The organism is Agathobacter rectalis ATCC 33656, assembly GCF_000020605.1.
GTDB lineage: Bacteria > Bacillota > Clostridia > Lachnospirales > Lachnospiraceae > Roseburia > Roseburia rectalis.
Genome location: NC_012781.1, coordinates 2,782,745 through 2,797,184 on the forward strand (window position 1 = coordinate 2,782,745; position 14,440 = coordinate 2,797,184).

Consider the following 14,440-nt stretch of genomic DNA (forward strand, 5'->3'; position numbering starts at 1 on the left):
GTCGAGTTATACTTCTTTGCACAGCAATGCCCTGACAAAACGTCAGGGCCGGGTATCACATGCCACAGATGGCATATAAAATGGCTTCTAATACCGATTCCTGCAAAGAGGCTGTCTTCCCACACATATATTATCCTTTGTACGGTCACGAAGCTCCGGCACCGGATTTGGCGCCACCTCAAAGCGATAATCCTCCCCGTTTTTGCGGATATAATCCTCAATAAAGGTATGGCTCATTACATTTCTTACCGGGTCATTGACCATGCGCTGATATCTGATAAATGTTTCAGGAGCATTGTTTCTTACATCCACATACCTTTCACGACATGCTGTGTCGTTTACCGTACTGCCAAGCACACACCTGACATACTCAATATTGCTCTCCAGCACAAGAGGAGCCGGGAACTCAGCGTCAGGGATAACCTCCTGCCAATCCTTTTTCTCGTACTGTCTTAGCAGCTCAAGTGCAATATGCAGATGCTTAAGCTCCTGTTCAAACATAAACTGCCATATGCCACGTATTCTTGTATCCGTCTCCGTTTCATAACAGCTCCAATACAGCCAGCACTCGACATACTGATGCACAAGGAGATTTTCAAGGCGGCTCATGCATGGCTTCAACAGGCTGCCATACTGTGTGACATGCTGTTCCTCGACCATTCCGATTTCCTGATATAGCCTGCGTCCCATCTCATCCGGTCAAAGTGCCGCTGTGTTCATATAGTAGTTCATAGTCTGCTGTTCTGCTGCTGTGATTACGTTTGCAGCCAGCACATCCATTGTCGCAGGGCATTTATCCGTCATCGGATATCGTATTGAATCATATGGATGCCTGTGGTGTGAAATAGTCGGTCTGCCCGGTGTGATTTCCGTATAGCCTCCGACAAGCTTCTCTGCGTGCTCACCTGTTGTAAAATCAAGATAATCTGCATAGCGGTACAAATGATCAAAGTCCTCAAGTAACGCAAAATCGAGCGCCGACTTAATATTTTTGTCATTTACTCGTTTTGCAAGATGCGCAGTCAGATCAACCGCAAGCTGCTCGTAGCCTATGGTGTGCTCCAATGCCGACTCATCTGCTGGCTTTAGATGTGTTAGTATTTTCTGCTGCTGTTGCTCACTTTTCCTGATGTATGCAAGCTTTCGTCTAAGCTCATCATCACCTACGCTTCTTGAAAACTGATGTGAAAACCACACGTTTTCAAATTCTGTACCATTCATCAATATGATTCTCGTCCTTGTATACGGATTTACCTCATTTTTGTTATATGGTTTTACCCAGAATTTCTCCCAGTCAACAAATAAATCGCCGGTTCTCTCCGGCCTCATTTTAAATGGATTCATAATACAAACATACCTCCTTCATGCTATTGTATGCACGAAGGAGGTATGCTGTGCGAATGAATCACATTCTAATAATTTGTCAAATATATATGTGTATTTAGAGTTTTCCGAATCAGCCTCATAAGAGCCTTTCCTGCTCTATTGTTTTATCCGATTCAAGAATTGCTTCTTTTAATTCAGCAAGCAATCCTGCATCCTTTTTTTGCAGTTTTTCCCTAGTTGAAGCCTTAAGTGGTATTCCAGCGTCTTTTTTTAATGCTTCCTCAAAATCCGCTACCCCCATTCTATAAGGCATTAGTTTTTCAAAAATTCTATCCTTAATAAACAAGAATATGCTTATCCCGCCAAAATCCATATCTCCCCAATGGAGGAACTCACATTCCTTAGATACAATAAGGCTTAATTTCTTTAGAAAATACACTTCCTTAGGAGTAAAATAACCATGACAAAAAACATACAAGGTATTCTCATCATATTGCATACTTTCATAGTTAGCCTTATTTTCTATGGTCATAATTCTTTTGCATCCTGCAAGCGAAACCGGACTTGCATGCTCAAGTGTCTGCGTATTAATAATGGTTCCATAAATCTGCTTTGACGTATCAATAACACATGTATCATCAATTCTATATGACAATGGTCCCTTCCATTCCATTGTCTGTGCATATGACATAATGCCATGCATCTTCAAAATTTCAAGCCCCGACTTCTTTTTATCCTCTTTGGCATCATCTTCCTCTCCCTCTGTATCATAATCCTCCATATCCTTCTCATAATATGGAGAATATTTAGTCAGAATTGATACCATCTTTTGTCGATAGCATTTTTCAAATTTCTTTGAATCTTTAAAAACATTTGCACTAAAAACACGCTCCCACACAGGTTCCTTTATTCTTGTTATAGCATTGATACACTTAAAACGCATATCCTCCTCAGCCTCTGTGACACTCTTTCCGGCTTCCAGACGCCCCAAAATATCATCATAATATCTGCATATCCAATCGCAGTCACCAACCTCTGATTTCCACTGCTTTACAGACTCTATCAATCTTAGCTGTTTTGCTCTTGAATCCTCAACACCCTCAATCCGACACAGCTCCGGTATGCTGCTGACATCACAATCAATTTTTTTAATATCGCTGTTGACCTGAATCCAACTAATTCTTATCTTCCCATCGTGGCCTGCTTGTGTATTATTCTCTATGAACCTTGCCTGATCGATTAGTTTCCGGCGTCCACCAACAAATTCCATCATTTCTGTTATTTTGTTAAAATGTTTTTCTCCGGTTAGTTTTCCTGACCGGTATCCTTCGGTGTCTGTTTTTTTTATAATATAGCCTGCAAGCGTGTGCTTAATTGGAGTTTTTCCCATAGCATAATACCCCTGTAAAACAATTAATACGTCCTATCACTTTTCCTCAAACAGCTCGATTTCCTCGCCAAGTGGTCCTTTGCAGAATGCTATGCGCGCCGGAAATACCGGTGTTGATGCGATTTCTATATCCTTCGGCTCAATAAATACCTCGTATCCTGCTGCTTTTACAGCCTCTACACACGCATCCACATCATCTGTTGCGAATGCGAAATGACGAATCACACCTTTGCCCGGTGCATCATCTCCATCGTTAAAAATCTCAACAATTCCGTTTCCGGTATCAAGCATGATTCCTGCCTGCCATTCCCTTGCGACCGGGATTCCCAGAATGTTTTTGTAGAAATCTATTGTCTTTTCATATTCCTCTGTGCTGCTGCACTTCATTGATACGTGATGTATACCTTTTATTAAGCTCATTGTTTTTCTCCCTTTATCAATTATTTGGAGCTGTTTTGTGATTTATAGTGATTTCAGCTACTTTTTCCCGCTATTTTTCCGGCTTTTGGGCTGAATTTTAGGAGCTGTTTTGGAGATTTCTGCGGTTTCAGCTACTTTTCTCGCTATTTTTCCGGCTTTTGGGCTGAATTTTAGGAGCTGTTTTGGAGATTTCTGCAGTTTCAGCTACTTTTCTCGCAATTTTTCCGGCCTTTGGGCTGAATTTTGGATGCTGTTTTAAAAGTTTTAGGAATTACAGCTCCCCAGTGCCTGCCTACTATGCTATCAACCTATGGCTATTGTACATTATGTCAATTTAGTCCTACTTAGTAAAATGATGTGAGAGTCAAAAGGTATCCAATTCAGGATCCCTTAAATCATATTATATCTATAAAATTTTCTATTGTCCATATATACAGACGATTATGATTGCGGCCACGCAGCTATGAAGGCACTGAACAATTACGAAATTTATTTGCAAATTCGTACGCTTCATTATACTATATACTCATAGTATCAGAAAATAAGTACAATCTACAGGAGGATTATCATGATAATAAAAAACGGCATTATAGCAGACCCTGCTTCAGGTCTCTACGAACATATGGATATACTTGTAAAAGATGGGAAAATAGTAAAAATATCACCTGACATCTCATGTGCGTCAGACGCTGCTGCAACTGAAAAAGAAGAAATAATAGATGCATCCGGAATGATTGTCGGACCGGGACTTATCGACACACATGTGCATTTCCGTGATCCGGGCTTCACATACAAGGAGGATATCCACACCGGTTCCCTGGCTGCCGCAAAGGGTGGCTTCACAACTGTTGTATGCATGGCAAACACAAAGCCTACAGTGGACAATGTGGATACTCTAAAGGACAACCTCACACGTGGAAAGCAGGAAAAAATCCGTATGTATCAGGCCGCTGCAATATCGCACTCCCTCAAAGGACAGGATGAGGTTGACATGGCAGCTTTAAAGGAAGCCGGAGCATGTGGCTTTACCGATGACGGCATCCCGCTTACAAATGCCGCTTTCTGCTACAGAGCCATGCAAAATGCTGCAAAGCTGGATATGCCGATAAGTCTCCATGAGGAGGACCCTGCATTTATCAAAAACAACGGCATCAACCATGGAAAAATATCTGACGCTCTCGGTATCTACGGCTCACCATCCATCGCTGAGGAAGCCCTTGTCGCAAGAGACTGTCTGCTTGCGCTGCGCAGTGGTGCTGATGTTGTAATACAGCACATCAGCTCCGGTGTATCTGTTGATATAGTCCGCACCTACAAAAAGCTTGGTGCAAGGCTCCATGCCGAGGCCACTCCACATCACTTCACGCTGACTGAGGATGCTGTCTTAGAGCACGGCACCCTTGCCAAGATGAATCCGCCTCTGCGCACTGAAGCAGACCGTCAAAAGATTATAGAGGGACTTATCGATGGCACAATAGACCTTATCGCAACAGATCATGCGCCTCACAGCACTGAGGAAAAATCAAAGCCTGTAACCGAAGCTCCAAGCGGTATCATCGGTCTTGAGACATCTCTTGCTCTTGGTATCACAAGCCTTGTCAAACCGGGCCATCTGAGCATGCTTGAGCTTTTGGAAAAGATGACTATCAATCCTGCCAGGCTGTACCACATGCCTTACGGTACTATCTCAGAGGGTGCTGCTGCAGATTTTGTCATCTTTGATCCTGACGAAAAATGGGTACCATGCGAATATGCATCAAAATCATCAAACACACCTTTCACCGGCATGGAACTGACCGGAAAGGTTAAATACACCGTATGCGGTGGAAATGTGATTTATTCGGATAAATAAATTGTGTATGCACTATTAAAAAAGCAGATTGTGAACTCATATGTCCACAATCTGCTTATTTCTACTTCTCCACCAGCTCCAGGCAGTCTCCATAGTGCCTCTGCAGTGACTTTAAGTCCATAATCATCACATAAAATACTCTGCCATTATGCACTGAATCCACTATCCTGCCGTGATTGAGCACTGAAATATATGTGCCGTCTGCTTTTCGCATATGAAAGAAAATATAATCATTTGAGTGTCCTCCGTTAATCTGCGACCATATGCTTTTTTGACAGCTTTCCTGTTCATCCGGGCGTATCAGATTGCAGAAGCTCTTACCTGTATATGCAAGCAGCTCATCCATGTTTTTACAGCCTGTAAGCCGAAGCAGCTCGCTGTTTGCAAGCAGAATCTCATCATTTTCTTTATCTGCCCTGTAAACAATGAAAGCACCCGGCATATTGTCAATAATATCTTTCACGGCAAATCCAAGCTTCGCACGGCTCTTTATACGCTCCCCCTCACGGTATGCCATGCAGCCGTTCTTCCCACGCATTTTCACCTCATAAAGTGCCATATCCGCACACCGCATGAGCTGTGAACGGTCATCAGCCAAAACAGGATACTCCGCAAAGCCCAGTGAAATGGTAAATGTATGTTCTTCACCTTTACAATAAAATTTCTTGGTTTCTCCTGTAAACTTCTTAAGAAAAGGCTTAACCTCCTCTACCGTGCAATCCGGCATAAAAATGCTAAACTCATCGCCTCCGTTTCTGCCTAGTATAACATCCTTTGAAAAATATTGCTTCATGCTCTCTGCAAGCTTCTGCAGTGCACCATCACCTGCCGCATGTCCATACACATCGTTGACCAGCTTGAAATCGTCAATATCAAGCATTGCCACAACACAATGCTTTTGCGGATTCTGTCTCATATATTGCTCAACCTGCTCATCAAAACCGTGCCTGTTGTAGATACCGGTCAGTGCATCGGTCACAGCCAGTCTCTTGAAATTCTTCCTGTTCTCATTGATTGAAATCAACGCTGCTGTAAGCCCTGCCAAAAGCAGGACAATAACTCCACCTCCGATGAACAGATATAGCAGATATCTGTTATTGTAAAACCCACTCTTGGGTAAAATCTCAAGCCTCCACTTGTATCCATACACGTTAAAGTCATATATCACCGGATTGTTCAACTCTTCCTTTGAACCGTAAACCCACTCATACGTATCATCCCACGGCGAAGCAAACTTCTGCAGACTGTACTTATATCCAAAACTGGAAAGAGCCTCTACAGATTCAGAAAAAATTTCCGGAACTTTCAGTATAACAATTGTGAAGCCCCAAAAGCTCTTCTGACCATTTTCATTCTCCAAATAAACCGGATTGCGCACTGCTATACCATATCCGCCCTGCTTCAGCTCCAATGGTCCCTGCATAATTACAGTGTCATTATCCCTCGCATAGCGCGAAATCTCTCCCCTGTCACTATCATTTATCAGATCAATCTTACTGGATTCATTACTCTCCTCCGGATATATTTCAGTCACAACTCCATTCGGTGCTATCTGTATACTCTGAATCGAATCGTCCATCATATTTGCTGCAATATCATAAAACCTATTTATATTTCCATCACCACTTATGACAACCTGCTTTAAGCTATCGGTAACTCCTATTCCCTCCATAAGCTCGCCATATATACGCTCCGTATATGTCATCGCATTGAGCTTTGCATTTGTCCTGTTCTGCTGTTCCTGACTCTTGCCGACTACATATATAGCGCCGATTAACGCACACATGCCCAATATAAATACCACTGCCGGAATAATGAATCTCTTTTTTAGCTTTTTCATTTGTATCACTTTCTAAAATCAATGTCTATCTGTTCTATATGATTTTAATATTATAGCTTTACGATAAGAAAATGTCTATAAATTTACTTAGTTCATATCAATATTTTTCAGTTGCTCACCCGCTCGAGGAGGCAAATACTTTCTACATGCGTCGTATGAGAAAACTGATCAAATGCCTGCCACTTCATGAGTTCATACTTCTCTTCACAGAGTATCTTCAAATCCCTTGCCAATGTTGCCGAATCGCAGCTCACATATACAATCCTCTCCGGTGACATCGCAAGCATTGTGTCCAGGCACTTCTCATCACAGCCCTTTCTTGGCGGGTCAACGACTATCACATCCGGGCGAAGCATATCTGTATGTCCGGTGGATGCTGTATCATCAGTGATATTCTCTTTTTTCTTTGCATTCTCATAAAACTGTGGCAGCACATCCTCAGCCTTTCCTACGAAAAACTGTGCATTTGTGATGCCATTGAGCTTCGCATTGTTTTTGGCATCCTCGATTGCCTGAGGCACTATTTCCACTCCGTACACCTGCTTTGCCTTCTGTGACAAAAAGAGCGATATGGTACCGATACCACAGTAGAGATCCCAGACATTTTCATTTCCTGTGAGCCCTGCAAATGCAAGTGCCGTGCTGTAAAGCTTTTCTGTCTGCTTCGGGTTTACCTGATAGAACGACTGTGGCGAAATCTGATATGTGATGCCTGTCCCCTGTGGTGTGAAATCAGGGTAAGAAAGCAGATGGATGGTGTCCTCAATATATGGTCTGCCCCATATGCAGACTGTCTTTTTGCCGAGGATGACATTTGTGTTTTCCTTGTTGATATTGTAAGAAATCGAAGTCATTCCATCGATTTTTGAGAGTCTTTCGCACAGTATATCTGCTGCATTCCCGGCTCGGCGTTTTGCTTCAAGACTGTCCCCATTTATCACAAGACACACCATAATCTGCTTTGATGTAAATCCATATCTGATAAGCACATGGCGCACGAGCCCTTTGTGTGTGTTCTCGTCATACGGCGTGATGCCACACTCATTCATCCATTCCTTTATGATATCCAGTATCTCTTTGTTTTGCGGCACCCCAAGCCTGCAGTCCTCAACTGGGATGATATTGTGGCTTCGCGATGCATAAAAGCCTGTCACTATATTGCCATCCCTGTCATATCCCACCGGAAACTGTGCCTTGTTGCGGTAGCGATATGGATTGTCTGTGCCAACAGGCGGCTGCATTTTACTGTCCAGCTTTGCCTCGGAAAATCCACCTATACGCATGAGATTGTTGCGCACCTTATTATTTTTAAATTCAAGCTGCTTTTCATAAGAGAGCGCCTGTATCTGGCAGCCGCCACACCTCTTGTGCAGCTCACATTGCGGCTCAACGCGAAAAGTGGAAGGGGTCTTAATCTCTTCCACTCTTGCGTAGCCATAGTTTTTCTTTAATTTTGTTGCGCGGGCTGTTATGACGTCACCAATCAGTGCATCCTTTACGAAAAAGGTCATGCCATCATAATGTCCGATACCCTCGCCATCTGTTCCCATATCTGTTATTTCAAGTTCAAATATGTCATTTTTTTTCATGCTTTTCTCTTCTTTATTTTATATATATAATTACTCTTTATAATGTTTGTATCCGGCGCAAGCTTTCACACCAAAAATCACACCATAGCTATATTTAATATCGTCCGCCTTTTTACACACTTGTTCTGCGGAAATTTGTCTCCATAAATCTGTTGTAGCCCTGCCACTTTGTATCGTTTTCAGGCACATTTACAAGCAGCTCCCTGAAGGTCTCCATCTTGGCATCTATGTTGTCTGCAAAGCTAAGTGCAAGTGCCTCGACAAGTGCCGGCTTTTTCGGAGAGCCAAACTCAAGCTCGCCGTGGTGGGCAAGTATACAGTGCTTCAGCTCGTTTGCGAGCACTACCGGGAAGCCGTCGATGCTCTTAATCGCATCGCCTACCCACTCTGCACCGATCATGATATGTCCGAGGAGCTGACCAGCGTCTGTATAGTCATTTTCCGGGAAAGTAGAAAGCTCCTTTAATTTTCCGATATCATGGAAAATAGCTGCTGTAAGAAGCAGGTCACGGTTTAAAACCGGATACATTTTTGCAAAATAATCACAGTTCTTCGTCACACCGAGTGTATGCTCCAAAAGACCTCCTACAAAGCCGTGGTGCACGCTCTTTGCTGCTGAATGGAACTTGAAACGGCGCTCAAACTCCTTATTGTCAAAAAAGCTATGTAAGAGCTGTGACAGGTACTGATTCTTTACAGAACCGATAAAGCCCATGAGTTCCTTATACATGACCTCGACATCCTTATCGCTGACCGGCAGATAATCCGCAGGGTCATATTCTCCCTCGTTTACCTTTCTCGCACGCTTTATGGAACACTGCAAATTGCCCTGAAAGCTTGTGATATCACCGGTTATGGCTATGTAATCCATTGCATCAAATTCCTCAATGCCTACTGAGCCCACATCCCATATCTTGGCATCCAGCGTACCTGTCTTATCCTGCAGGATAACATTGTCATAAGGCTTTCCGCTTTTGGTCATGGCTGTCTGCTTGCTCTTGCATAAAAAAATCTCATTGATTCTCTCTCCCTCGCGGAGAGTTGAAATATACTTCATATATCCTCCTAATTTCGGCTAATTCATCACTCCGATTTTCACCTGACAGGTAATCTCCGTGTAGCCGTTGCTTCCTTTTCTCTTTACTTTCAGATTGCAGGTATCCTCAGGCTTTTGCTTCATAAGCTGTGTGTTGTACGCGGACACATTCGACACCTCTGTATTGTTTACCGCAACTATCACATCTCCGCTTTGAAGCCCAGAAACAAATGCCGGTGAATCCATGGTAACCTGCTTTATATAAACACCCTTTGGGATGTTATATCTGTTTGCTATTTTTTCTGTAACTGTAGTACAGGTGATGCCTATGTACGGCACATCCGCGCCGCTCTCGATCTTTTCAATGACAGGTGACAGGTCGCTTATGCTGACAGCCGTGAGCGTATTGTTTTCCTCCGCCGGATTGAAATCCTGCAGCGAAAGCCCTATGACCTGACCATCTGTATTAATCAGTATACCGCTCTGTAACTTGTTGCTTGCGATATCTGTGGTGAGCACCGAGTAATTGTTGTCCTGCGCCGACAGCTCGTTGGTTGTTGACGTTACAAGACCTGTGAGAATGGCATAGTTTGCCTCAAGTGCAATGACAGATGCTCCTCTTGAAACAATATTTGAATTACCAAGCTCCGCAACCGCTATAGCCCTTATTGTGGCGTCGTCCAGAAGCGACTTATCCACGGAAATGATTGCTATACCTGTATTGCTGTCATACTTGACCAGCGCAGCATCAGCCATCATGTCGTTTACAAAGGTTACACTAAGCTTATCCGCCTTATCCACTACATTTTTCTCTGTCAGAATGATTAGCTGCTTTCCATTGTCCCTCAGTATCACTCCCACTCCCTGACCCTCGGTCTCATAGGAATTATTGAAAATATCAGTGGCATCTGTCACACCCGTGACTCCTACTACAAATTTCGTGGCCGAAGTGCCCACTCTGTAGAGCTGGTTCTGCACTGCCTGATAATCTGCGAGTGTAGGCTGATAGGTCTGCGAAGACGACTCCGAAGAAGTGCCGGACTCTGTGCTTTGTGTACCATTTTCACTATATGCATCACTGCTGTCATCTATGCCCGGCTGCTGTGTGGCTGTCTGCACATCATTATTATTTTTTCCATCTGAAGCTTTTTTTGATTGTCTGTTGATAACCGGCAGAAATATAGCAAAAACAATGCTTGCAGCCACTGCAAATGCCACTCCGCAGAGTGCTGCTGTGCCAGCTTTTTTTGCAAGTCTTTTTTTATTCAGCGGTTTATCCTTTATCTTTTCTCTGATAAATTGCTCCATATTGTCACCCTGATTAGATGTCTTTAGTTACTATCTTACATTATATTCTGAATTATATTGCGTTGCAACCATATTTTTTGAGTACGCCTTTGAGTACGCTCTTGTGGCATGTACCCGCCGGACTGCTGCACTGCTCCCAACGGTGCTACGCTGCGTGACTAAGATTCTGTATGGATTATGCATTTACTTTTTCTATACATGACGAAACCGTCGCTACTCGCCTTCCATGGCTCGATAGCTCCTTGCCACGGCATCCATGCCGTGGCATTTCTGTGTTATGAGCATAATCCTACAGTATCTAAGCCACTGCGCTATTCGCGCCGTTGGGAGCAGTGCAGCAGTCCGGCGGGTACATGTCGCAAGCCCTTACTTTTTGGCTCGTTTAACAAACTGGTTTGTTATGTATTAAACTTTATGTTATCATCTTGTAATTATCATTTAATACATATTTATTATGGTTTTTTTGAAGATTTTCAGCTATAATATGATAAGCTATACAGTAAATATGAATTTAATATTCAACTACCGAAATATAAGGATATAGAAATGAATAAAAAAGTTTACAAAACATTGGAATATAACAAAATCCTCACCATGCTAAGCAGCTACGCAGCATGTGATGAGACAAAGAAGCGGTGTCTTTCGCTTGAGCCTATCACCGATTTATACGAAATCAGACATCTGCAGACCACCACTGCCGATGCACTAAGCCGCCTGTACAAGGACAGCGGAGTGTCCTTCGTTGGCATACACAATGTACATGCTTCTCTAAAGAGGCTTGATATCGGTGGTGCACTGAATACGACCGAGCTTCTTCGCATCTGCAGTCTTTTGGAGGTTGCAAAGCGCGTGAAGGCTTATGGCAGAAGCGCCATGGACAATGAGAAGCAGGATTCTCTCTCCGGTCTGTTTGCAGGGATTGAACCGGTTTCTGCGCTCTGCGATGAGATTAAGAGGTGCATTTTATCTGAGGAAGAGATTGCCGATGATGCGAGTCCTGAGCTTTTTAAGATAAGAAAGAGCATACGCGGCATGAACGACAGAATCCATGCGCAGCTCACCAAGCTCATGAACAACAGCACAACGAGGACATATCTGCAGGATGCGGTTGTGACCATGCGTGACGGCAGATATTGTCTGCCTGTAAAGGCTGAGGCAAAGGGCAATGTACCCGGCATGATGCACGACCAGTCATCTACCGGCTCTACCCTTTTTATCGAGCCGATGGCTGTCGTCAATTTGAATAATGAGCTCAAGGAGCTTTTCATAAAGGAGCAGGAGGAGATTGAAAAAATCCTTGCAGCGCTCAGCGACAAGGTTGCCATGAATGCGGCTGCCTTGGAGCAGGACTATGAGATTCTTTCAGAGCTTGACTTCATTTTTGCAAAGGCAAATCTGGCTAAATCATATAACGGTGTGGCACCGGATTTCAACACCGATGGGCATATCAATATCAGAAAGGGCCGTCATCCGCTTTTGGATGCTAAAAAGGTGGTCCCTATAGATGTACGGCTCGGCGAGGACTATAAGCAGCTCATCATCACCGGACCAAATACCGGTGGTAAGACGGTTTCACTAAAGACTGTCGGACTTTTGACTCTCATGGGTCAGGCAGGTCTTCACATTCCTGCGGCTGACAGGTCAAAGCTCGCCATCTTTGAAGATGTCTTTGCGGATATAGGCGATGAGCAGAGTATTGAACAAAGTCTCAGTACCTTCTCGTCTCACATGACCAATATCGTAAAAATTCTTGAAAAAGCCGATGACAGAAGCCTTTGCCTGTTCGATGAGCTCTGCTCGGGAACCGACCCGACAGAGGGTGCGGCACTTGCCATCTCAATTTTAAACAGACTGCACCAGTATGGTGCCATCACCATGGCCACCACACACTACAGTGAGCTGAAGGTATATGCGCTTTCCACAGACGGTGTGGAAAATGCCTGCTGTGAGTTCAATGTGGAGACTTTAAGCCCTACCTACCGCCTGTTAATCGGTATTCCTGGAAAGAGTAACGCATTTGCAATCTCATCAAAGCTTGGTCTGGACGAAAACATCATCGAGGATGCAAAAAGCAGAATTAATGATAACGACCTTGATTTTGAAGATCTGATTGCAAGCCTCGAGTCACAGCGACAAACCATCGAAAAGGAACAGCTTGAAATCAACAGCTACAAGGCCGAGATTGAAAAGCTCAAGAAACAGCTCGAAGAGAAAAACGAGCGTATAGACAAGAGCAAAGACAAGATTTTACGCGAGGCAAATGAGGAAGCCTACAAGATACTGCAGGATGCAAAGGAACTTGCCGACAAAACCATCCGCAATTTCAACAAATACGGACAGGGACAGGCTCCTATGAGCCAGATGGAAAAGGAGCGCTCTGCCCTTCGTGACAAGATGAATGACAAGGAAAAGAAGCTGTCAGACATCAAGAAAAACACTGCCAAGGCAAATCACAAGGCGCCTAAGAAGCTGCGCATCGGTGATTCTGTGCTTGTGCTCTCCCTCAATCTGAAGGGAACTGTCCACACTCTGCCAAACGCCAAGGGCGATTTGTATGTGCAGATGGGTATACTGCGCTCGCTGGTTAATATTAATGACCTCGTGCTCTTAAACGACGATGTCTCTCCTGCCAAGAAGTACGGCGGCAGCGGAAGCAAGATAAAGATGAGCAAATCGCTGTCAGTTTCATCCGAAATCAACCTGATAGGAAAGACTACGGATGAGGCGCTTGCTCTCTTAGATAAATACTTAGACGACGCATATATCGCTCATCTTTCATCAGTGCGCATTGTCCACGGAAAAGGCACCGGTGCTCTGCGAAAGGCTGTGCATGGACTCCTTAAGAGGACAAAAACTATTGCGGAATACCATCTCGGTGAGTTTGGTGAGGGCGATGCCGGAGTAACCATCGCAACCTTTAAATAACGACAATTTACTTTTACGGAATATAAATAATTTTTAAGAAGGAGATTAGAAATGGCTGTTAAACAGAAAATACTGATAGTAGACGACGACAACAATATAGCAGAGCTTATATCTCTATATCTGACCAAGGAATGCTATGACACCAAAATCGTAAATGACGGTGAGCAGGCGCTTATCGCATTTGAGCACTACAAGCCAAACATGCTTCTTTTGGACCTCATGCTTCCGGGCATAGACGGCTATCAGGTATGCCGTGAGATACGTGCAAAGTCCGATGTGCCGATTATCATGCTCTCCGCAAAGGGCGAGGTATTTGACAAGGTTTTAGGCCTGGAGCTTGGCGCCGACGACTATATACTCAAGCCCTTTGACTCAAAGGAGCTTGTGGCAAGAGTCAAGGCCGTGCTCAGACGCTTCCAGCCTGCAAAGCCGGAGGCCTATGCTTCCGTAGATATCAAGTGTGTGGAGTACCCGGGGCTTATTGTAAATCTGTCCAACTACTCTGTCACTTATGACGGACAGCAGATTGATATGCCGCCAAAGGAGCTTGAGCTTTTATATTTTCTTGCCTCATCTCCAAATCAGGTGTTTACAAGGGAGCAGCTTCTGGACAACATATGGGGCTATGAATATGTCGGCGACACCCGCACTGTCGATGTGCATGTAAAGCGTCTCCGCGAGAAAATCAAGGACAAGCCAACCTGGCGCATCGCAACTGTCTGGGGCATCGGATACAAGTTTGAGGTAAAATAAA

Annotated in this window: 11 protein-coding genes; 3 read left to right on the forward strand and 8 right to left on the reverse strand. The window is 44.0% G+C overall.

Annotated elements, in window-relative coordinates:
* Positions 1–87: 87 nt before the first annotated feature.
* The 4 genes from EUBREC_RS18210 to EUBREC_RS13075 form a co-directional block, all read right to left on the reverse strand.
* Positions 88–660, reverse strand: a complete 573-nt coding sequence (locus tag EUBREC_RS18210; RefSeq protein WP_330367707.1) for a hypothetical protein — start codon at positions 658–660, stop codon at positions 88–90.
* 39 nt (positions 661–699) lie between these two features.
* On the reverse strand, positions 700–1,344 hold the full coding sequence (locus EUBREC_RS18215) for a hypothetical protein (protein WP_012743662.1): 645 nt from the start codon (positions 1,342–1,344) through the stop codon (positions 700–702).
* A 118-nt stretch (positions 1,345–1,462) separates the two neighbouring features.
* A complete protein-coding gene (locus tag EUBREC_RS13070; protein ID WP_012743663.1) occupies positions 1,463–2,716 on the reverse strand; it encodes a Wadjet anti-phage system protein JetD domain-containing protein in 1,254 nt (417 codons plus the stop codon).
* 36 nt (positions 2,717–2,752) lie between these two features.
* Entirely contained in the window at positions 2,753–3,136 is a 384-nt protein-coding gene (locus EUBREC_RS13075) for a VOC family protein (protein WP_012743664.1), read from the reverse strand.
* A gap of 568 nt (positions 3,137–3,704) precedes the next feature.
* Here EUBREC_RS13075 and EUBREC_RS13080 point away from each other — a divergent pair.
* Complete coding sequence (locus EUBREC_RS13080) at positions 3,705–4,988, forward strand: dihydroorotase (RefSeq protein ID WP_012743666.1); 1,284 nt, start codon at positions 3,705–3,707, stop codon at positions 4,986–4,988.
* A gap of 61 nt (positions 4,989–5,049) precedes the next feature.
* Here EUBREC_RS13080 and EUBREC_RS13085 read toward each other — a convergent pair whose 3' ends face one another.
* The 4 genes from EUBREC_RS13085 to EUBREC_RS13100 form a co-directional block, all read right to left on the reverse strand.
* Positions 5,050–6,828, reverse strand: coding sequence for a diguanylate cyclase domain-containing protein (locus tag EUBREC_RS13085; protein WP_012743667.1), 1,779 nt, complete (start codon positions 6,826–6,828; stop codon positions 5,050–5,052).
* Between the two features lie 107 nt (positions 6,829–6,935).
* The gene (gene rlmD / locus EUBREC_RS13090) at positions 6,936–8,417 is read right to left on the reverse strand and encodes a 23S rRNA (uracil(1939)-C(5))-methyltransferase RlmD (RefSeq protein ID WP_012743668.1); all 1,482 of its coding nucleotides are present in this window, start codon (positions 8,415–8,417) and stop codon (positions 6,936–6,938) included.
* Positions 8,418–8,529: 112 nt separating this feature from the next.
* Positions 8,530–9,474 carry a 3'-5' exoribonuclease YhaM family protein gene (locus tag EUBREC_RS13095; RefSeq protein WP_012743669.1) on the reverse strand — a complete coding sequence of 315 codons (945 nt, stop codon included), beginning with the start codon at positions 9,472–9,474 and terminating at the stop codon, positions 8,530–8,532.
* Between the two features lie 18 nt (positions 9,475–9,492).
* Positions 9,493–10,761 (reverse strand): S1C family serine protease, encoded by a 1,269-nt coding sequence (locus EUBREC_RS13100; RefSeq protein ID WP_012743670.1) that lies wholly within the window; start codon positions 10,759–10,761, stop codon positions 9,493–9,495.
* A 546-nt stretch (positions 10,762–11,307) separates the two neighbouring features.
* Here EUBREC_RS13100 and EUBREC_RS13105 point away from each other — a divergent pair.
* Positions 11,308–13,686 carry an endonuclease MutS2 gene (locus tag EUBREC_RS13105; RefSeq protein ID WP_012743671.1) on the forward strand — a complete coding sequence of 793 codons (2,379 nt, stop codon included), beginning with the start codon at positions 11,308–11,310 and terminating at the stop codon, positions 13,684–13,686.
* 51 nt (positions 13,687–13,737) lie between these two features.
* Positions 13,738–14,439 carry a response regulator transcription factor gene (locus tag EUBREC_RS13110; protein ID WP_012743672.1) on the forward strand — a complete coding sequence of 234 codons (702 nt, stop codon included), beginning with the start codon at positions 13,738–13,740 and terminating at the stop codon, positions 14,437–14,439.
* Position 14,440: the final 1 nt, after the last annotated feature.

Coding starts and splice junctions, on each gene's coding strand:
- EUBREC_RS18210 (WP_330367707.1), bottom strand. CDS start 660: ATGGTCGAGGAACAGCATGTCACACAGTATGGCAGCCTGTTGAAGCCA.
- EUBREC_RS18215 (WP_012743662.1), bottom strand. CDS start 1,344: ATGAATCCATTTAAAATGAGGCCGGAGAGAACCGGCGATTTATTTGTT.
- EUBREC_RS13070 (WP_012743663.1), bottom strand. CDS start 2,716: ATGGGAAAAACTCCAATTAAGCACACGCTTGCAGGCTATATTATAAAA.
- EUBREC_RS13075 (WP_012743664.1), bottom strand. CDS start 3,136: ATGAGCTTAATAAAAGGTATACATCACGTATCAATGAAGTGCAGCAGC.
- EUBREC_RS13080 (WP_012743666.1), top strand. CDS start 3,705: ATGATAATAAAAAACGGCATTATAGCAGACCCTGCTTCAGGTCTCTAC.
- EUBREC_RS13085 (WP_012743667.1), bottom strand. CDS start 6,828: ATGAAAAAGCTAAAAAAGAGATTCATTATTCCGGCAGTGGTATTTATA.
- rlmD (WP_012743668.1), bottom strand. CDS start 8,417: ATGAAAAAAAATGACATATTTGAACTTGAAATAACAGATATGGGAACA.
- EUBREC_RS13095 (WP_012743669.1), bottom strand. CDS start 9,474: ATGAAGTATATTTCAACTCTCCGCGAGGGAGAGAGAATCAATGAGATT.
- EUBREC_RS13100 (WP_012743670.1), bottom strand. CDS start 10,761: ATGGAGCAATTTATCAGAGAAAAGATAAAGGATAAACCGCTGAATAAA.
- EUBREC_RS13105 (WP_012743671.1), top strand. CDS start 11,308: ATGAATAAAAAAGTTTACAAAACATTGGAATATAACAAAATCCTCACC.
- EUBREC_RS13110 (WP_012743672.1), top strand. CDS start 13,738: ATGGCTGTTAAACAGAAAATACTGATAGTAGACGACGACAACAATATA.